The following is a 17,031-nucleotide window of genomic DNA, read 5'->3' on the forward strand; positions in this document are numbered from 1 at the left end:
TAACAAAGGCGTCCTTAAATTGGACTTGCGAGGATAGAGACTGCCTATGAGCTGGATTGTTAAACCGTATTTCCTTAATCTTCGCCCCCTCGATACGCTGCACCCATTATTTTTCAGGGCTGTCCAACGACGGCACTTCCCCAAGTGCTTGTGCAGTCCTTTTTTTATTCCAGCCGGTCATCCGGCGTTCCGCGCCAGTTTGAACGGGCCGGTCGATAGGAGTGAGTCATGTCTGATGTACGTCATTCGCGAGTGATTATTCTCGGTTCCGGCCCTGCCGGTTACAGCGCTGCCGTCTATGCCGCCCGCGCCAACCTCAAGCCGCTGCTGATCACCGGCATGCAGGCTGGCGGTCAACTGACCACCACCACTGAAGTCGACAACTGGCCGGGCGACGTCCACGGCCTGACCGGCCCTGCGTTGATGGAGCGGATGAAAGAGCACGCCGAGCGCTTTGAAACCGAAATCGTTTTCGACCACATCAACGCAGTCGATTTCGCCGCCAAGCCTTACACCCTGACCGGCGACAGCGCCACCTACACCTGCGACGCGCTGATCATCGCCACTGGCGCCAGTGCCCGTTACCTGGGCCTGCCGTCGGAAGAAACCTTCATGGGCAAAGGCGTTTCGGCCTGCGCGACCTGCGACGGTTTCTTCTACCGCAACCGCGAAGTGGCTGTGGTCGGTGGCGGTAATACCGCTGTCGAAGAGGCGCTGTACCTGGCCAACATCGCCAGCAAAGTGACCCTGATTCACCGTCGCGAAACCTTCCGCGCCGAGAAAATCCTGATCGACAAGCTGCACGCACGGGTTGCCGAAGGCAAAATCGTCCTGAAGCTGAACTCGACGCTGGATGAAGTGCTGGGCGACAACATGGGCGTGACCGGCGCACGTCTGAAGAACAACGACGGCAGCTTTGACGAGCTGAAAGTCGACGGCGTGTTCATCGCCATCGGCCACACCCCGAACACCTCGCTGTTCGAAGGCCAGTTGACCTTGAAAGACGGTTATCTGGTGGTACAGGGCGGTCGTGACGGCAATGCGACGGCGACCAGCCTGGAAGGTATCTTCGCGGCCGGTGACGTGGCTGACCACGTGTACCGTCAGGCGATCACCTCGGCCGGCGCAGGTTGCATGGCGGCACTGGACACCGAGCGTTACCTGGACGGCTTGCAGAACGCTTGAATCTGCGAGCATTGAAATGAGAAAACCGGCCTTGGCCGGTTTTTTTGTGCCCGCGATTTCACGGGTGATGAAGCTCAGATGTGGGAGCGGGCTTGCTCGCGAAAGCGGTACATCAGTCGACATTGCTGTTGAATGTAAAACAGCCTTCGCGAGCAAGCCCGCTCCCACAGGGTGTTGCACTTCAAACAAGGATCAGCGGCGGGTCAGTGGCTGAGCTGTGAATTTAACCCCGGCCAAACCATGCGCAATCAATGCCCGGATGTTGCCGTGGTCGCTGCCATCCGGCGTAGCAACCACCGAGCGGTAATGCTCGCCGAAGGCCAGCAGTACTTCTTCATCGCTCAAGCCTTCCAGCAAGGCCAGGCCCAGGGTTTTGCACGAGCCTTCGTTCTGTCCGGCGGCGTTTTCCACGCCACCGTTGTTAAAGGCCAGTGGCTGGTAATCGTAGCCCGCGGCGATGAAGGCCAGGGTTTCGGCGAAGGCATGTTCACCGCTCTTGAGGCTGGCGCGCAGGGTGTTCAGGTCAGTCATGGGTTTTTCCTTTGGCGAACGCTGCTTGCTGTTCGGCGCTGGCTTCTTGCTGGTATTGGGCTTTCCACTGCGCGTACGGCATGCCGTACACCACTTCGCGGGCGTCATCGAGGCTGACATCGATCTGGCGCTCGTCGGCCTCGGCCTTGTACCACTTGGACAGGCAGTTGCGGCAGAAACCGGCGAGGTTCATCAGGTCGATGTTCTGCACATCCTTGCGGCTGTCCAGGTGCGCGACCAGTCGACGGAAAGCGGCGGCTTCAAGTTCCAGGCGTTGTTGTTCGGTCATGGGGGGCTCTGTGAGGCAGCGTCAAGCGGCAAGCTTCAAGCTGCAAGTTGGATTGCGGTGGCCTGTAGCTTACCGCTTGAGGCTTACTGCTTGAAGCTTAGCGGCTCGCCGCGAGGGTAATCGACACCGACTCGGCGAAACGCAGGGCGTGGGGTTTGTCGACTTCGACTTCGGCGTACAGCACCGATTCATTGGCCATAACCAAGTCCAGCAATTCCTGGGTCAGGCGCTCGAGCAGCGCGAAACGATTGCCCTCCACGTGGGCGATGATCGCCTTGGTGATGGTGCGGTAGTTCAACGCGTGGTCGATGTCATTGTCGCGCACGGCGTCCTGCGCGGCGTACAGGATGGTCAGGTTGATCAGCACATCCTGCTTGTTGAGGATCTCGTCCTCGTTGATTCCGATGAAGGTCCGCAGGCACAGGTCCTTGACCCGGATGCGTGCCATTCCTGGCTGAAGTTGTGGCATTGCTACTTGCTCCGTCCAATCAATTGCAGGAACTCCTGGCGGGTGTTGCTCGACTCGCGAAAGGCGCCGAGCATCACCGAGGTGTTCATGGTCGAATTCTGTTTCTCGACGCCGCGCATCATCATGCACATATGCCGGGCTTCGATGACCACCGCGACGCCAGCGGCATCGGTGACCCGTTGTACGGCGTCGGCGATTTCCCGGGTGAGGTTTTCCTGGATCTGCAGGCGTCGGGCGAACATGTCGACGATTCGCGCGATCTTCGACAGCCCCAGTACCTTGCCGGTAGGAATATAAGCCACATGCGCCTTGCCGATGAAGGGCAGCAGGTGATGTTCGCACAATGAGTAGAGCTCGATGTCGGCAACGATGACCATCTCGTCGGTGTCAGACGCGAACAGCGCACCGTTGACGATGTCGTCGACGCATTGTTCGTAGCCATGACACAGGTATTGCATGGCCTTGGCGGCGCGCACCGGGGTATCGAGCAGGCCTTCGCGGTCGGGATTCTCTCCGAGGCCGATGAGGATTTCGCGATAGCTCTGGGATAAGTTGTTCTGGGACAGGGATAACGTCATGGAACATCCTCGCAGGACGGCTTACTTGACGTGCCGTCCGCCGTTGACGGTCAGGGTCGTGCCGGTGACATAAGGGTTGTCGAGTAGATAACGCAGGCTCTGGTAGATCACGTCGCTGCCGGGCTCGATGCCCAATGCGGATTTGGCCAGGGCCTTGGCGCGGTACTGCGCGTCGTCGTCAGGGTTGAACAGTAGCAGGGCAGGGGCGATGCCGTTGACCTTGATCTTCGGCGCGTATTTCGCGGCGAAGGACAGGGTCAGGCTGTCGAGCCCGGCTTTGCTGGCGCAGTAGGCGATGTGTTTGCTGCTGCCCTTGCGCGTGACGTCGTCACTGATGTGCACGATGTCGGCGGGGCTCGAGCGTTCAAGCAATTCGGCGCAGTGCAGGTTGATCAGGTAGGGCGCGAGCATGTGCACACTGAACATCTGGGCAAAGGCTGCCGCTTCTGTGTCGGGCTCCTCCGCCAGCCACGCGGACGCGTTGTGGACAATCGCCCGCAGGCTGTCGGTGTGGCTTTTCAGTTCATCGATGAACGAGAGAATGCCGGCTTCAGTCGCAAAGTCGGCAAACAGTGCAATGGCGCCCAGGTCTCTGAGTTGCTGGACGCCGGGGCGTTCGCTGCGGTAACTGAAGATCACGCGATGGCCGTCTTCCAGTAACCGCTGCGCGCAGTGCAGGCCGACGCGCTGGGCGGCGCCCGTGATGAGTATCGGAGCAGAGGAAACGGTCATGAAGGACTCGGGTCGCGGGTATGGCAAAACTATACCAGCGACCCGAGTTGTGCACCTCTACCAAGTGCGTCTACAGGAGGTCAGTGATTTTGTGTGGAGGGCTCGGCGGGTAATGGCCGCGCCGGTGCACTGTTCAACCAGCCGGCCAGCAAACGGGTCGACAGCGGAATGAAGAAGTAGACCATCAGTGGCGTCAGGCACAGGGTGCTGATGAACACTCGGCTCAGCACCCCCATGTCGCTGAGCAGCGGGCCCAGCACCAGGTTGAACAGCAAGGAAACCGGGAAGAACGCCAGCCAGATCGCCACCGCTTGTTTCCAGCGTGGCGGACGTTGCCCGGCAGCACCAAACCAGCCGTCGATGCCGCTGACCCGATGTTCGGAAGGGTGGGCGAACAAATCGCTGCCGCGCCCCAGCCAGGCTGTGCGCGAAGCCGAATGCTCCCAGGCATGGAGGGTCGGTTCGTCGGCAAAGCGAAAGATAATCTGGAATTCGTCATCACCGGGCGGTGGTGCGAGCACGCCTGAACCCAGGTAGCCGGGAAAGTCAGTGGCCAGTTGTTCGCCTTCGCGCAGCCAGGCGATCAAATCCTGATAGCGCCCATCGGCAACGCGGCGCGCCACCATGAGGGTGACCGGGGAGGTAGACATTGTGTATCTCCGTAAGACAGGCACGCCGGTCCGGATAGGAGGCATGCAAAAACGCAGCCCGGGGTGGGGGGCTGCGTTCAAAAACAAGCAAGGATTATTCCTGATTCTGCACAATGCGCCAGAGACGTTCGTCGCCTGAGATCTACTTGGATGAAAACGGTTCTTGAGTAGTAGAATGCCGACAAATCGGACATGGACGTAGAAGCCCAAGATGCCAGTCATGACGCAGCTTTCCACCGATTTGAAGCCTGCCCGTACTCTGGAGCAGGAACAGTTGTTTCCGATCCGCGAAGTGGCTCGGCTCACGGGCATAAACCCGGTCACTTTGCGTGCCTGGGAGCGTCGCTACGGGTTGATTCAGCCAGTACGCACCGAAAGTGGGCATCGACTGTATTCCATGACCGATGTTGAGCGTGTTCGCAGCATCCTCGGCTGGATCGAGCGCGGTGTCGCGGTGAGCAAGGTCGGAAAAATTCTGGCCCGGTCCGAGACGACTGAGGTGCTGGCGCGGATCATTCCCGATGAATTCGTCCAGGCTGACTACGCTCAGTGGCAGGCCCAACTGAAAGTAGCGGTCAGCAATTACAACGATGTTCAGTTGGAGCGAATCTACGGTCAGGTCTTTTCCAGTTACTCGCTCGCGGTCGTGTTCCAGGACATCCTCATGCCCTTATGGTGGCAGTTGCTGCAACAGCAGCATGTGTTCGGCCTGACCAGTGAGTGGCTGTTTTACGACGGTTTTTTGCGCTCCAGGGTCGCGCAGCGCCTGCTTCTCATGCGCGCTGCCCAGTCGCAGCTTGTGATTGTCGCCCCCCTGGCCGATCAGTGCCGCGAGCTTGAGGTGCTGCTGGCTGCGCTGTTCATGGGCAGTACGGAGGTGGGGGTGAGGATGCTGACCATCGGCTTGCCCCTTGATGAGATGACGCTGGTCTGCGAGAAGATCAGGCCACAAGCGTTGGTGCTGTATTCCAACCAGGCGCCGTCGTCCGAGTTGCCGCGCCGCTTGAGTCGCCTGGCCATGAGCCTGAATTGCCCGCTGATGCTGGCAGGCGATACGGCGGACATGGCACAGGAAAGCCTGGCGGGTTCGTCGATTGGCTGCCTGGGCAACGATGGCGTGCTGATGCAACAACGTCTGCGGCAGTTTCTGGTCGCAACGCTCGATACTTGAGACTCAGGCGTGCAGGGCGGGGTGCGTCAGGCGGTGTTGTTGCAGGATGAACTGGCGCAGGCGCTCGGTTTCGTCCTTGTCGCTCTGGTTCAACCGATAGGCGTAGAAACCTGGCTGGGTTTCTCGTTCGAGCGTGCCGCGCAACGCAATTCGCTCATACCCTGACGGGCTGAACCACTGGGCAAAGTGTTTTGGCGGTTTGGTGCGGTTGCGCACTTCCAGCAGCACCCCTTTGAACGACACTTCGTGAACCCAGAACGTCCCGGGCTGGCCTTTGGCGTTTTCCAGTGCGACGGGTTCTTCAAGCGTCAGCCGCCAGGGGCGGATCATCGGGCCGTCTTCGTAGATGCTCGGCACGCCGAGGCGCAAATGCAGGGCATGAAATTCATCTTCCACCAAGTGCAGTGGAAAGGTGATTTGCTGATTTTCGAAGTGGGCCTGGATGGTGACTTGCTCATGGGCAGCCAGGCGTGTGAGCAAGTCGCGGATTTGCGAACCACCGTTGACCAGCAGGCTCGACGTGGCATCCCGCACATTGAGTTGCGGGTTGTGCTGCATCGTCTGGATGAAATCCAGCTCATCCTGGGTCAGAAGGGCATCGCGGTGCATGATCTGCTCGAAAGATATAATTACAAAGTTAATGGTGATTGTAGTTAATGACACTTAATTCGTTGGGTTGTTTAAACCGTTTGTCGCTTTGAGCGCCTGGAGTTCAGCCCGCAGTTCGGCGACCTGGGCCTCAAGTTGCTCGACACGCTGTCGGGCCTTGACCTGAACGGTGACGTCTTTTTGCACGCCGACGAAGTAGGTCTGCTTGTCGCTCTTGTTGTACACCGTCGAGAGTGACAGTTCACTCCAGAAGTGCGTGCCATCCTTGCGATAGTTACGCAGGGTCTCGCGGCAGGACTTGCCGCTGTTCAATGCGTCACGAATGGGTTTCAAGGCCGCTTGGTCACGATCTTAAGACTGCAAAAAGCGACAGTCCTGATACAGGATTTCTTCAATGGTGTAGCCGGTCAGTTTTTCAAACGCCGGGTTCACGTAAATCAGAATGTTGTCTTCGCCTTCTTTTTCAGCGATGACAATTGCGTCGTTTGACGCGTTGATCACCATTTGCATCAGTTGGGCATTGATCATCAGAGAATCCTTTCAATGCTGTCAGGTGCGCTGCATTTTAAGACATGGTTGCAGGCTGTCCACTGGCCACTAGCGGTAATTGAGAGGCAATCGCAGTTTTTCAGCCTCAGCTGTTAATATCCCAGGCTTTTAGTCAGCTTCAGGATCAGATTGATGAAAGTCGCCATCCTTTCCGGCTCGGTGTACGGCACGGCTGAAGAAGTCGCCCGGCACGCTGCCAAACTTCTCAACGCCGCAGGTTTCGAGGCGTGGCACAACGCCCGCGCCACTCTCGTCGATGTCCAGGCGTTTGGCCCGCAGGCCTTTCTGGCCGTGACGTCGACCACCGGCATGGGCGAGCTGCCGGACAACCTGCAACCGCTGTATTCGACGATTCGCGATCAACTGCCTATTGCCTGGCGTGGTTTGCCGGGTGCAGTCATCGGCCTGGGCGATGCCAGTTATGGCGATACGTTCTGCGGTGGCGGGGAGCAGATGCGAGAGTTGTTCGCTGAGCTGGGCCTGCGCGAAGTACTGCCCATGCTGCGCCTGGACGCCAGCGAAAGCGTTACCCCGGAGGCCGATGCCGAGCCTTGGCTGGCAGAGTTGATCACCGCACTGCGCGGTTGACCGGACGCTCGCGAAGCAGCGCCAGCCAGGCTTGCGCGGCTTTGGACAGGTAGGCGCCCTGGCGCCAGATGAACGCGATGTCCCAGCGCAAGTAGTCGGGCGCCTGCAAGGTCAGGCGCACCACCCCGGGCCTGACCAGCCCCCGCGCCACTACGCTGGGTAGCAACACCACGCCTTGACCGGCCGCCACCAGCGCCGCCAGAAAATCCGCCTGACCGCTGCGTCCGCCTTCCTTGGGCGTGAAGCCCAGTTGCTGGCACGCCTGAAGCAACCGGTCGTTGAGCACGAAACTGCGCTGATACAGCAGAAACGGCGTGTCCGCCAAGGCCTCCAGCCGAACCTCGCTGTGCATCGCCAAGGGATGGTCGGCGGGCAGCAACGCGTCCAGAGGCTCATCACAAAACGGCTGGAACGCGAACTGCGGATCCTTGGGCAACAGGCTGCCACCCAGTTCCAGTTCACCGCTCAACACTGCCTGTTCGATGTTCAGGCTCCCGCCTTCGAGTAACTGAATGCTGATGTTCGGGTAGCGCCGTCGGTACTCGGCGAACAGGCCCGCAAACAGCGCGTCGCTGCCCAGCAACGGCAGGCCCAGGCGCAATTCCCCGCGTGCCAGTTGGCTCAAGTCGTCCAGTTCGCTGAGCAGTTCGTTGCGCAGGCGCAGCATGCCTTCGGCGCGTTGCAGCACCACGCTGCCAGCGGCGGTCAGGCGAATCTGTGAGCCCAGGCGTTCGAGCAGCAACGTGCCCAGGCTCTGTTCGAGTTGGGCGACCTGCTTGCTCACCGCCGACTGGCTGATGTGCAGCGTTTTGGCGGCCTGGGTAAAACCGCCCTGGTGAATCACTTCGACGAAGCTGCGCAGCTGTTTGAATTCCATGTGCCTGATTCCATTTTGGAATGGTGACGAGTCTAACAATTCGCTTCGGGGATGGCAGTGGGCTCCTTAAAATGAGCGCCTGCGAGGACCGAAAAATGAACGCTTCAACGATGAAATACGTGGGTCGCCTGTTGGCTGAACTAACGGTGCTATTGGCGATTTATGAGTGCGGTTGTCAGTTGGCACTGTGGTTGCCCTGGCCGATTCCGGGCGGTGTGGTCGGATTGGCGTTGTTGCTGCTGGCCTTCGCTTTCGGCTGGGTTAAACCGGCGGCGCTGCAATTGGGCGCCGGGTTGCTGATGGCCGAGATGCTGCTGTTTTTTATCCCGGCGCTGATGAGCCTGCTCGATTATGGCCACCTGTTGCGTGAGGACGGCTGGCGGATTCTGTTAGTGATCGGTGTGAGCACGCTGACGGTCATGCTGGTCACAGCGTTCACCGTCGAGTGGGTCTGTCGCTGGAGGCTGCGCCATGAAGCTTGAGCTGATGCCGATGTTCTGGCTGGTGTTCACCCTGTGCGCCTATGTGTTCAGCCGCTGGCTCTACCGGCGCACCGGCCGGTACTTGCTGTCGCCGCTGATTCTGGTGCCAGCACTGTTGCTGGCACTGGCGGTGCCGCTGCACACCGCGTATGCCGAGTATTCCAGCAACACCCATTGGCTGATGCTGGTTCTGGGGCCGGTGACGGTCGCCTTCGCCGTGCCGATCTGGCAGCAGCGGCAATTGCTGGTGCGCCATTGGTCGGCGTTGTTACTCGGGATGGTCGCGGGTAGCGCGGCGTCGATTGGCAGCTCATTCGGCCTGGCCAAGCTGCTGGCACTGGACACCTCGGTGACGATGTCGCTGGTGCCGCGCTCCATCACCACACCGTTTGCCATGCCGCTGGCCCACGACTTGGGTGGCGTACCGGAGCTGACCGCCGTGTTTGTGATGTTCACCGGCGTGTTCGGGGCCCTGCTCGGTGGCGTGCTGCTCAAGTGGTTGCCGTTGCGCAGTGCCTTGGCCCGTGGCGCGTTGTTCGGGGTGGGCGCCCATGGCGCCGGGGTCAGCCGTGCCCATGAAGTGGGCGGTGAAGAAGGCTCGGTGGCCGGATTGGTGATGGTGCTGACCGGGTTGCTGAACCTGTTCGCCGCCCCTTTACTGGCGTCTGTGCTTTGACAGTCAGTCGTGCAGGCGAGGGGCTGACTCGCTCGGCCAGTAAGCTGGCTGTCAATGAAACTCCGCTTGGGGCAACGGCTGACTAAACTGCCAGAACCCGCCTAAAACTATAAGAACAGAGGTCATTGCCGTGAGCGTAGCCCCCGTCCAATCGACACCGAGTGTGAAAGACCAGGTCAGCGCCGCCGAGTGGCAGACCCGCGTTGACCTTGCCGCCTGCTATCGGTTGGTAGCGATGCATGGCTGGGACGACCTGATCTTCACGCACATCTCCGCCAAGGTGCCGGGGACTGAAGACTTCCTGATCAATCCGTTCGGGCTGATGTTTCATGAGATCACCGCATCGAGCCTGGTCAAGGTCGATCAAAGCGGCCGCAAACTGATGGACAGTCCTTACGAAATCAACCCGGCCGGTTACACCATTCACAGTGCCGTGCATGAGGTGCGGCATGACGTAGCCTGCGTGCTGCACACCCACACCGCAGCGGGTGTCGCGGTCTCGGCGCAAAAGCAGGGCGTGCTGCCGATCAGCCAGCAATCACTGTTTGTGCTGTCCAGCCTGGCCTATCACGCGTACGAAGGTGTCGCGCTGAACCATGAGGAAAAGGCCCGGCTGCAAGCCGACCTCGGCGAAAACAATTTCCTGATGCTACACAATCACGGTCTGCTGACCTGTGGTGGCAGCATCGCCGACACTTTTCTGATGATGTTCACCTTCCAGCGCGCCTGCGATATCCAGGTCCTGGCGCAGAACGGTGGTGCCGAACTGATCGCCATCGCACCGCAGATTCTGGCGGGCGCCAAAGCAATGATTGCCGGTGTGACCAAAAGCGCTCAAGGCATGGGCGGTGCGCTGGCCTGGCCGGCGCTGCTGCGCAAACTCGATCAACAAGACCCGGGTTTCAAACTCTAATGCCACTCGCCGAAATCCCGCTGTGCGTCTGGCGCAAACGCGGGCAGGACTTTGTGTTCCGCGGCCAGAACATCCGCTATTGGGTGGCGGGGCAGGGTGAGCCGTTGCTGTTGATCCATGGCTTTCCCACCGCCAGTTGGGATTGGCATTACCTGTGGCAGCCCTTGGCGCAACGGTATCGGGTGATCGCCTGCGACATGCTCGGCTTCGGCGATTCGGCCAAACCGCTGAACCATGCCTACAGCCTGCTGGAACAGGCCGATTTGCAACAGGCGTTGCTGGCCCATCTGGGCGTCGATCAACCGCTGCATCTATTGGCTCACGATTACGGCGACAGCGTGGCCCAGGAATTACTGGCCCGGCACTACGAAGCGAGTGTCGAGATTGCCAGTTGTGTGTTCCTCAACGGTGGCCTGTTCCCCGAAACCCATCGCCCGGTATTGACCCAGAAATTGCTGCTTAGCCCATTGGGCTGGATGATCGGCCGGGCGTTCAGCCGTGAGGGGTTGGTGAAAAGTTTCCGGCAGATCTTCGGTCCGCAAACCCGGCCGAGCGAGAGTGAACTGGATGACTTCTGGAGCCTGATCGACAGTAACCACGGCCCCCGGATCATGCATAAGCTGATCGGTTACATTCCCGAGCGCCGCACCCATCGGGAACGCTGGGTGAGCGCCATGCAGCGCGGCGATATTGCGCTGAGGGTGATCGATGGCGAGGTCGACCCGATTTCCGGCGGGCACATGGTCGAGCGGTATCGGCAGTTGATTCCCACCCCTGACACTGTGCTGTTGCCGGACATTGGCCATTACCCGCAGATTGAAGCGCCGGTGCAGGTGCTCATGCATTACCTGACGTTTCGCGATGACTTGGTGTCTCCCCCGCGCAGGGCCGCCTGCTCCTGATTAGTCAGGGTGAACGCCCTCATCATCCCCTCGCCTTATCGCACAGCATTCAGCCCCACGGCTGTTCATTGTGAGCCACCGTGCAGTGCCTGACACTCGGGTTCCTTGTCCCTGGCCTGCTGGAGTTCCCTATGAATGAGTCTGTACGCTTCGAAGATAAAGTCGTGATTATCACCGGTGCAGGCGGCGGTCTGGGACGGGCCCACGCGTTGTTGTTCGCAAGGCAGGGCGCCAAGGTGCTGGTCAACGACCTCGGTGGTTCGGCGCAAGGTGAAGGCGCCAACGCCAGTGCGGCAGACCGGGTGGTGACGCAGATCTGCGAGGCGGGCGGCACGGCGCAGGCCAACTACGACTCGGTCACCGACGGTGACAAACTGGTACAGCATGCCCTTGATGTGTTTGGCCGCGTCGATGTGGTGGTCAATAACGCGGGCATTCTGCGGGACAAGACCTTTCACAAAATGGACGATAGCGACTGGGACCAGGTTTATCGCGTCCATGTCGAAGGCGCCTACAAAGTCACCCGCGCCGCCTGGCCGCACCTGCGTGAGCAAAACTATGGCCGGGTGATCTTCACCGCGTCGACGTCCGGCATCTATGGCAACTTCGGCCAGTCCAACTACGGCATGGCCAAACTCGGTCTGTATGGCTTGACCCGCACCCTGGCCATCGAAGGTCGCAAGCACAACATCCTGGTCAATGCGATTGCCCCCACTGGCGGCACGCGCATGACCGAAGGCCTGATCCCGCCGCAGGTGTTCGATCAACTCAAGCCGGAACTGGTCAGCCCTCTGGTGGTGTACCTGGCCAGCGAACAGTGCCAGGAAACCGCAGGCCTGTTCGAAGTCGGCGGTGGCTGGATGGGCAAAGTGCGCTGGGAACGCAGCCTCGGTGCCGGATTCGATCCACGAACCGGATTCTCCCCGGAAGAGGTCGCGGCGCACTGGCAGCAGATCTGCGACTTCGAAGGCGCAGCGCACCCTAGGGACAACATTGAAGCGTTGAAGGAAATGATGGGGAATTTGCAGAGGTATTCGGTTTGAACGCTGCGCTTGGGCATTGACCCCTTTGGTTTATCAAACGGCATAAAAAAGGCCGCTGCAAACGCAGCGGCCAAGGTAAGACGTTAGATCCAGGAGCTACCAATCAACGTCAGTGAACACAGGGCGACGGATTGAAACGGTGCGGCCAATCAGTCTGAATTCCAGTGCGCAGCACACGGTCTGCGCTGGCGCTTGCAGGGCGGTTTGCCGTGAAAGCCAGGCAAGAATAAGGCCTTGTTCCCACAGGAAAAATAGCCAATCAGGACAAGGACTTTTACAGCCTGAGCAACAGTGTGCCGGTCGGCCTGCCCCGTAACGGTAGCAGGTGTTTTCGGGTTATCCATTTCTTGCACTCACCGTCATGCAGCCAGCGAGTCTGCGTTTGTTCTTTCGCGCAGACGTGGGCTCATAGGGGGGAATGAGTTGAGTGTTGTCGGCTGCGAGGCCGCGATGACGGGAGCGCGTCAGTGGCGCGCGAAAGGGCGGCTCGGTGATCAGATCACGCGCCGGGCGCGCCCGAATCAAACCCCATCCGCCAACTCACGGCCCGTGTCGCCGCCAGCAATCGCTGGGCCGCCGGGCCGTTTTCATCGGCGTGGAACAGCGATGTCGGCCCGACAATGGTCAGCACCGCAGCGACATTGCCGACGGCGTTGAACACCGGCGCTGACAGCGCGTCCACCCCCGGCATCAATAAGCCATGTACGTGGTGCAGGCCTCGTGCGCGGATTTGTTCGCACATCGCGGCATACGCTTGGTCATCGGCCAGCGCATGGGACGTGCTGGCCTGGATCTCCCGTTCGCGTAGATCGATGGTTTCGCGGCTTGGCAAAAATGCGCTGAACACCAGCCCGGTCGATGAACTGAGCAGCGGCAACACCGACCCCAGTTGTGTCACCACCGTCACCGCCCGCACGGCAGGTTCGATATGCACCACGGTCGCGCCCTGATTGCCCCATACCGCCAGGAAGCAGGTTTCGTTCAACTCGTCGCGCAACTCCGCCAAGGGCAGGGCGGCGACTTTCAGCACGTCCATACTGTTGAGCGCAGCGAGCCCCACACGCAGGGCTTCGCGGCCCAGGCCGTAGTGGTTGGTGGCGGTGTTCTGTTCGGCAAAACCGCTGGCGATCAGCGCCTGCAAATAGCGGTGAACCTTGCTCGCCGGCATCTGCACGTGTTCGGCCAGCCGTGACAAGGATGTCGACGGCGATAACTCGGCCAGCGCCTTGAGGATGTCCGTGCCGACCTCGGCCGAGCGGACTTTCTGTTTACCGTTGCTGTCGCTGGTTGCCATGGTTCAGTCATATCGGGAGATGAATGGGCGCCTTTATAGCTTGACGGTCAATACCAATCAAATTACGTTATGCGTAATCGAATTACGATAAAAATAACCCAGGCGTGCCGAGACTTTCGAAAAGGGAGCCGTGGCCACGGCCTACTCCCTGTTCAGGAGGCTCCATGAACCTCGATTCAACGGCGCCAGCGCTGGCTTATCAGTCAGGCTTCGGTAACGAATTCAGCAGTGAAGCGTTGCCCGGCGCACTGCCCGTCGGCCAGAACTCCCCGCAAAAAGCCCCTTACGGTCTTTACACCGAACTGTTCTCCGGCACTGCGTTCACCATGGTCCGCAGTGAAGCGCGACGCACCTGGATGTACCGCATCCAGCCGTCGGCCAATCACCCGGCGTTCGTCAAGCTGGAGCGGCAACTGGCCGGTGGCCCGCTGGGCGAAGTGACGCCTAACCGCCTGCGCTGGAACCCGCTGGACATTCCTGCCGAACCGACCGATTTCATCGACGGTCTGGTCAGCATGGCCGCCAACTCGGGTTCGGAAAAACCGGCCGGGATCAGCATTTATCACTACCGCGCCAATCGCTCGATGGAGCGGGTGTTCTTCAACGCCGACGGCGAGTTGCTGCTGGTGCCGGAGCTGGGGCGTTTGCGCATTGCCACCGAGTTGGGCGTGCTGGACCTCGAGCCGCTGGAAATCGCCGTGCTGCCGCGCGGGCTGAAGTTTCGCGTCGAGTTGCTCGACCCGCAGGCTCGCGGCTACATCGCCGAGAACCATGGCGCGCCGCTGCGCCTGCCGGACCTCGGGCCGATCGGCAGCAATGGCCTGGCCAATCCACGGGACTTCCTGACCCCGGTCGCCCATTATGAAAACCTTGCGCAACCGACCACCCTGGTGCAGAAATTCCTCGGTGAACTGTGGGGCTGCGAGCTCGATCATTCACCGCTGAACGTGGTCGCCTGGCACGGCAACAACGTGCCGTACAAATATGACCTGCGTCGTTTCAACACCATCGGCACCGTCAGCTACGATCACCCGGACCCGTCGATTTTCACTGTCTTGACGTCGCCGACCAGTGTTCATGGCCTGGCCAACCTCGACTTCGTGATTTTCCCGCCACGCTGGATGGTGGCCGAAAACACCTTCCGTCCACCGTGGTTCCACCGCAACCTGATGAACGAGTTCATGGGCCTGATCCAGGGCGCCTACGACGCCAAGGCCGAAGGTTTCCTGCCGGGCGGCGCGTCGCTGCACAGCTGCATGAGCGCTCACGGGCCGGACGGCGAAACCTGCACCAAGGCCATCAACGTCGAACTCGCCCCGGCGAAGATCGACAACACCATGGCGTTCATGTTCGAAACCAGCCAGGTCCTGCGCCCGAGTCGTTTCGCCCTGGATTGCCCACAATTGCAAAACAACTACGATGCTTGCTGGGCCTCGCTGCCTGCCACTTTCAACCCGAACCGGAGATAACCCATGACTCAGACCACCCCCACTCGCAGTTGGGTGACCTCCGCCAATGGCCACGCTGATTTCCCGCTGCAAAACCTGCCGCTGGGCGTGTTCAGCACCCAGGGTTCGGTGCCACGCAGCGGTGTCGCCATCGGCGAGCACATTTTCGATCTGGAAGCGGCGCTGGACGTGGGCCTGTTTGACGGGGCCGCACGCGCCGCCGTCGAAGCGACCCGTGGCGGTCAGTTGAACGCCTTTTTCGACCTCGGTCGTGGTGCCCGCGTGGCCCTGCGCGAGCGTCTGCTGGAGTTGCTCGCCGAAGGCAGCACCCTGCACGGCAAGATCGAAGCCCAAGGCGCGAAACTGCTGCCACTGGCGGCGGATTGCGTGATGCACCTGCCGGCGAAAATCAACGATTACACCGACTTCTACGTCGGTATCGAGCACGCGCAAAACGTCGGCAAGCTGTTCCGCCCGGACAACCCGCTGCTGCCTAACTACAAGTATGTGCCGATCGGCTACCACGGCCGCGCCTCGACCATTCGTCCATCCGGCACTGACGTGCGCCGTCCGAAAGGCCAGACCCTGCCAGCCGGTCAGACCGAACCGACCTTTGGTCCTTGCGCCCGTCTGGACTACGAACTGGAGCTGGGGATCTGGATCGGTCAGGGCAATGATATGGGCGATTCGATTGCCATCGGCGACGCTGCCGAGCACATCGCCGGTTTCTGCCTGCTCAACGACTGGTCGGCGCGCGACATCCAGGCCTGGGAATACCAGCCGCTGGGCCCGTTTCTGTCGAAAAGCTTCATCACCAGTATCTCGCCGTGGGTTGTCACCGCTGAAGCCCTGGAGCCGTTCCGCCGTGCCCAACCGGCGCGCCCGGAAGGTGACCCGCAGCCACTGCCGTACCTGTTCGACAAACGCGATCAGGCAGCGGGTGCCTTCGACATCGAACTGGAAGTGCTGCTGCTCACCGAAACCATGCGCGAGCAAAACCTGCCGGCGCATCGTTTGACCTTGAGCAACACTCGCCACATGTACTGGACCGTGGCGCAAATGGTTGCGCACCACAGCGTCAACGGTTGCCAGTTGCAGGCCGGTGACCTGTTCGGTTCGGGCACCTTGTCGGGCCCTGAGAACGGTCAATTCGGCAGCCTGCTGGAAATCACCGAAGGCGGCAAAAAGCCGATCGAGTTGGCGTCGGGCGAGGTGCGCAAGTTCCTTGAAGACGGCGACGAAATCATCCTGCGGGCCCGTTGCAACCGTGAAGGTTTTGCCTCCATCGGTTTCGGTGAATGCCGCGGCAAGATCCTGCCTGCACGCTGAGAGGTTCAGGCCATGGAACTCTTTACCTATTACCGTTCGACCTCATCCTTTCGGGTGCGCATTGCCCTGGCGCTCAAAGGGCTGGACTACCAGGCGCTGCCGATCAACCTGATCGCAGCGCAGGGTGGCGAGCACAAGCAACCGGCCTATTTGCAGATCAACCCGCAAGGCCGGGTGCCGGCCTTGCGTACCGATGAGGGTGATTTGTTGATCCAGTCCCCGGCGATCATCGAGTACCTGGAGGAACGTTATCCACAGGTGCCGCTGTTGTCCAAGGACCTCGCCAAACGTGCGCACGAGCGCGCGGTGGCGGCGTTGATCGGTTGCGACATCCATCCGCTGCACAACGTCAGCGTGCTCAATCAGCTACGCCAACTCGGTCACGACGAGCCGCAGGTGGTGCAGTGGATCGGTCACTGGGTCACTCAGGGGCTGGCGACGGTGGAGCAGTTGATTGGCGATGAGGGTTACTGTTTTGGCAGCGCGCCGGGGCTGGCCGATGTGTACTTGATCCCACAGCTATATGCGGCCGAGCGCTTCAATATCTCCCTTGAGGCGTACCCCCGCATTCGCCGGGTTGCGGCTTTGGCCGCGACACACCCTGCCTTCATCAAGGCCCATCCATCCAACCAACCCGACACTCCTTAAAGAAGAGTACTGATTGCTTGTGTGGCAAGGGAGCTTGTTCCCGCCACATGAGCAGCAGTCCTCTATTG

General features: G+C 60.3%; 20 protein-coding genes and 1 pseudogene. 11 read left to right on the forward strand and 10 right to left on the reverse strand.

Going from position 1 to position 17,031, the window contains the following annotated elements:
• The first annotated feature begins 228 nt into the window (after positions 1–228).
• Positions 229–1,185 (forward strand): thioredoxin-disulfide reductase, encoded by a 957-nt coding sequence (trxB, locus tag AC1Z1G_RS04735; RefSeq protein WP_347904150.1) that lies wholly within the window; start codon positions 229–231, stop codon positions 1,183–1,185.
• A 192-nt stretch (positions 1,186–1,377) separates the two neighbouring features.
• Here the strand turns inward: trxB and AC1Z1G_RS04740 are convergent, their stop codons facing one another.
• The 6 genes from AC1Z1G_RS04740 to AC1Z1G_RS04765 all read right to left on the reverse strand — a co-directional run bounded on the left by AC1Z1G_RS04740 (position 1,378) and on the right by AC1Z1G_RS04765 (position 4,434).
• Positions 1,378–1,716: a HopJ type III effector protein gene (locus tag AC1Z1G_RS04740; protein WP_483625277.1), complete on the reverse strand. Its 339-nt coding sequence runs from the start codon at positions 1,714–1,716 to the stop codon at positions 1,378–1,380.
• Positions 1,709–2,005, reverse strand: coding sequence for a DUF1244 domain-containing protein (locus tag AC1Z1G_RS04745; RefSeq protein WP_483625279.1), 297 nt, complete (start codon positions 2,003–2,005; stop codon positions 1,709–1,711). The genes AC1Z1G_RS04740 and AC1Z1G_RS04745 overlap by 8 nt, the downstream gene beginning before the upstream one ends.
• Before the next feature lie 97 nt (positions 2,006–2,102).
• On the reverse strand, positions 2,103–2,474 hold the full coding sequence (gene folX, locus AC1Z1G_RS04750) for a dihydroneopterin triphosphate 2'-epimerase (RefSeq protein WP_105340102.1): 372 nt from the start codon (positions 2,472–2,474) through the stop codon (positions 2,103–2,105).
• A gap of 2 nt (positions 2,475–2,476) precedes the next feature.
• Positions 2,477–3,052 carry a GTP cyclohydrolase I FolE gene (folE, locus tag AC1Z1G_RS04755; protein WP_483625281.1) on the reverse strand — a complete coding sequence of 192 codons (576 nt, stop codon included), beginning with the start codon at positions 3,050–3,052 and terminating at the stop codon, positions 2,477–2,479.
• A gap of 21 nt (positions 3,053–3,073) precedes the next feature.
• Positions 3,074–3,784, reverse strand: coding sequence for a dihydromonapterin reductase (folM, locus tag AC1Z1G_RS04760; RefSeq protein WP_483625283.1), 711 nt, complete (start codon positions 3,782–3,784; stop codon positions 3,074–3,076).
• A gap of 80 nt (positions 3,785–3,864) precedes the next feature.
• The gene (locus tag AC1Z1G_RS04765; protein ID WP_483625285.1) at positions 3,865–4,434 is read right to left on the reverse strand and encodes an antibiotic biosynthesis monooxygenase; all 570 of its coding nucleotides are present in this window, start codon (positions 4,432–4,434) and stop codon (positions 3,865–3,867) included.
• Between the two features lie 211 nt (positions 4,435–4,645).
• Between AC1Z1G_RS04765 and AC1Z1G_RS04770 the strand changes: the two genes are divergently transcribed.
• Complete coding sequence (locus AC1Z1G_RS04770; RefSeq protein WP_483625287.1) at positions 4,646–5,605, forward strand: MerR family transcriptional regulator; 960 nt, start codon at positions 4,646–4,648, stop codon at positions 5,603–5,605.
• A 3-nt stretch (positions 5,606–5,608) separates the two neighbouring features.
• On the opposite strand, the gene AC1Z1G_RS04775 is transcribed toward AC1Z1G_RS04770, so the two are convergent.
• Both AC1Z1G_RS04775 and AC1Z1G_RS04780 read right to left on the reverse strand, forming a co-directional pair.
• Positions 5,609–6,214, reverse strand: coding sequence for a hypothetical protein (locus AC1Z1G_RS04775; protein ID WP_347904160.1), 606 nt, complete (start codon positions 6,212–6,214; stop codon positions 5,609–5,611).
• 54 nt (positions 6,215–6,268) lie between these two features.
• Positions 6,269–6,742: pseudogene (locus AC1Z1G_RS04780) on the reverse strand (PAS domain-containing protein).
• A gap of 153 nt (positions 6,743–6,895) precedes the next feature.
• On the opposite strand from AC1Z1G_RS04780, the gene AC1Z1G_RS04785 reads away from it, so the two are divergent.
• Complete coding sequence (locus tag AC1Z1G_RS04785) at positions 6,896–7,351, forward strand: flavodoxin (RefSeq protein WP_483625289.1); 456 nt, start codon at positions 6,896–6,898, stop codon at positions 7,349–7,351.
• On the opposite strand, the gene AC1Z1G_RS04790 is transcribed toward AC1Z1G_RS04785, so the two are convergent.
• Complete coding sequence (locus AC1Z1G_RS04790) at positions 7,332–8,228, reverse strand: LysR family transcriptional regulator (RefSeq protein ID WP_483625291.1); 897 nt, start codon at positions 8,226–8,228, stop codon at positions 7,332–7,334. The genes AC1Z1G_RS04785 and AC1Z1G_RS04790 overlap by 20 nt on opposite strands.
• Positions 8,229–8,323: 95 nt before the next feature.
• Here AC1Z1G_RS04790 and AC1Z1G_RS04795 point away from each other — a divergent pair, with 95 nt between their 5' ends.
• The 5 genes from AC1Z1G_RS04795 to AC1Z1G_RS04815 all read left to right on the forward strand — a co-directional run bounded on the left by AC1Z1G_RS04795 (position 8,324) and on the right by AC1Z1G_RS04815 (position 12,244).
• Positions 8,324–8,710, forward strand: a complete 387-nt coding sequence (locus tag AC1Z1G_RS04795; protein WP_483625293.1) for a CidA/LrgA family protein — start codon at positions 8,324–8,326, stop codon at positions 8,708–8,710.
• Positions 8,700–9,386, forward strand: a complete 687-nt coding sequence (locus AC1Z1G_RS04800; protein WP_483625295.1) for an LrgB family protein — start codon at positions 8,700–8,702, stop codon at positions 9,384–9,386. Before AC1Z1G_RS04795 ends, AC1Z1G_RS04800 begins: the two co-directional genes overlap by 11 nt.
• A 130-nt stretch (positions 9,387–9,516) precedes the next feature.
• Positions 9,517–10,299, forward strand: coding sequence for a class II aldolase/adducin family protein (locus tag AC1Z1G_RS04805; RefSeq protein ID WP_483625296.1), 783 nt, complete (start codon positions 9,517–9,519; stop codon positions 10,297–10,299).
• Positions 10,299–11,201 carry an alpha/beta fold hydrolase gene (locus AC1Z1G_RS04810; RefSeq protein WP_483625298.1) on the forward strand — a complete coding sequence of 301 codons (903 nt, stop codon included), beginning with the start codon at positions 10,299–10,301 and terminating at the stop codon, positions 11,199–11,201. The genes AC1Z1G_RS04805 and AC1Z1G_RS04810 overlap by 1 nt, the downstream gene beginning before the upstream one ends.
• Before the next feature lie 131 nt (positions 11,202–11,332).
• On the forward strand, positions 11,333–12,244 hold the full coding sequence (locus tag AC1Z1G_RS04815) for an SDR family oxidoreductase (protein ID WP_483625300.1): 912 nt from the start codon (positions 11,333–11,335) through the stop codon (positions 12,242–12,244).
• Positions 12,245–12,743: 499 nt separating this feature from the next.
• Here AC1Z1G_RS04815 and AC1Z1G_RS04820 read toward each other — a convergent pair whose 3' ends face one another.
• Positions 12,744–13,538, reverse strand: coding sequence for an IclR family transcriptional regulator (locus AC1Z1G_RS04820; RefSeq protein WP_483625302.1), 795 nt, complete (start codon positions 13,536–13,538; stop codon positions 12,744–12,746).
• Between the two features lie 164 nt (positions 13,539–13,702).
• On the opposite strand from AC1Z1G_RS04820, the gene hmgA reads away from it, so the two are divergent.
• From hmgA to maiA, 3 genes are read left to right on the forward strand one after another with little or no spacing between them, the layout of a single operon-like run.
• Positions 13,703–15,007 carry a homogentisate 1,2-dioxygenase gene (hmgA, locus tag AC1Z1G_RS04825; protein WP_483625304.1) on the forward strand — a complete coding sequence of 435 codons (1,305 nt, stop codon included), beginning with the start codon at positions 13,703–13,705 and terminating at the stop codon, positions 15,005–15,007.
• A gap of 3 nt (positions 15,008–15,010) precedes the next feature.
• Positions 15,011–16,315, forward strand: coding sequence for a fumarylacetoacetase (gene fahA, locus AC1Z1G_RS04830; RefSeq protein ID WP_483625306.1), 1,305 nt, complete (start codon positions 15,011–15,013; stop codon positions 16,313–16,315).
• A 12-nt stretch (positions 16,316–16,327) separates the two neighbouring features.
• The gene (gene maiA, locus AC1Z1G_RS04835) at positions 16,328–16,963 is read left to right on the forward strand and encodes a maleylacetoacetate isomerase (protein WP_483625308.1); all 636 of its coding nucleotides are present in this window, start codon (positions 16,328–16,330) and stop codon (positions 16,961–16,963) included.
• Positions 16,964–17,031: the final 68 nt, after the last annotated feature.

The organism is Pseudomonas sp. JL27(2026) (assembly GCF_056933555.1).

What these genes read in the sequence shown, in the direction of transcription:
- AC1Z1G_RS04775 (WP_347904160.1), bottom strand. Translation starts at nt 6,214, where the DNA reads ATGCACCGCGATGCCCTTCTGACCCAGGATGAGCTGGATTTCATCCAG.
- fahA (WP_483625306.1), top strand. Translation starts at nt 15,011, where the DNA reads ATGACTCAGACCACCCCCACTCGCAGTTGGGTGACCTCCGCCAATGGC.
- AC1Z1G_RS04795 (WP_483625293.1), top strand. Translation starts at nt 8,324, where the DNA reads ATGAACGCTTCAACGATGAAATACGTGGGTCGCCTGTTGGCTGAACTA.
- AC1Z1G_RS04810 (WP_483625298.1), top strand. Translation starts at nt 10,299, where the DNA reads ATGCCACTCGCCGAAATCCCGCTGTGCGTCTGGCGCAAACGCGGGCAG.
- folE (WP_483625281.1), bottom strand. Translation starts at nt 3,052, where the DNA reads ATGACGTTATCCCTGTCCCAGAACAACTTATCCCAGAGCTATCGCGAA.
- AC1Z1G_RS04765 (WP_483625285.1), bottom strand. Translation starts at nt 4,434, where the DNA reads ATGTCTACCTCCCCGGTCACCCTCATGGTGGCGCGCCGCGTTGCCGAT.
- AC1Z1G_RS04745 (WP_483625279.1), bottom strand. Translation starts at nt 2,005, where the DNA reads ATGACCGAACAACAACGCCTGGAACTTGAAGCCGCCGCTTTCCGTCGA.
- hmgA (WP_483625304.1), top strand. Translation starts at nt 13,703, where the DNA reads ATGAACCTCGATTCAACGGCGCCAGCGCTGGCTTATCAGTCAGGCTTC.
- AC1Z1G_RS04820 (WP_483625302.1), bottom strand. Translation starts at nt 13,538, where the DNA reads ATGGCAACCAGCGACAGCAACGGTAAACAGAAAGTCCGCTCGGCCGAG.
- AC1Z1G_RS04740 (WP_483625277.1), bottom strand. Translation starts at nt 1,716, where the DNA reads ATGACTGACCTGAACACCCTGCGCGCCAGCCTCAAGAGCGGTGAACAT.
- AC1Z1G_RS04800 (WP_483625295.1), top strand. Translation starts at nt 8,700, where the DNA reads ATGAAGCTTGAGCTGATGCCGATGTTCTGGCTGGTGTTCACCCTGTGC.
- trxB (WP_347904150.1), top strand. Translation starts at nt 229, where the DNA reads ATGTCTGATGTACGTCATTCGCGAGTGATTATTCTCGGTTCCGGCCCT.
- AC1Z1G_RS04785 (WP_483625289.1), top strand. Translation starts at nt 6,896, where the DNA reads ATGAAAGTCGCCATCCTTTCCGGCTCGGTGTACGGCACGGCTGAAGAA.
- folM (WP_483625283.1), bottom strand. Translation starts at nt 3,784, where the DNA reads ATGACCGTTTCCTCTGCTCCGATACTCATCACGGGCGCCGCCCAGCGC.
- folX (WP_105340102.1), bottom strand. Translation starts at nt 2,474, where the DNA reads ATGCCACAACTTCAGCCAGGAATGGCACGCATCCGGGTCAAGGACCTG.
- maiA (WP_483625308.1), top strand. Translation starts at nt 16,328, where the DNA reads ATGGAACTCTTTACCTATTACCGTTCGACCTCATCCTTTCGGGTGCGC.
- AC1Z1G_RS04770 (WP_483625287.1), top strand. Translation starts at nt 4,646, where the DNA reads ATGCCAGTCATGACGCAGCTTTCCACCGATTTGAAGCCTGCCCGTACT.
- AC1Z1G_RS04815 (WP_483625300.1), top strand. Translation starts at nt 11,333, where the DNA reads ATGAATGAGTCTGTACGCTTCGAAGATAAAGTCGTGATTATCACCGGT.
- AC1Z1G_RS04790 (WP_483625291.1), bottom strand. Translation starts at nt 8,228, where the DNA reads ATGGAATTCAAACAGCTGCGCAGCTTCGTCGAAGTGATTCACCAGGGC.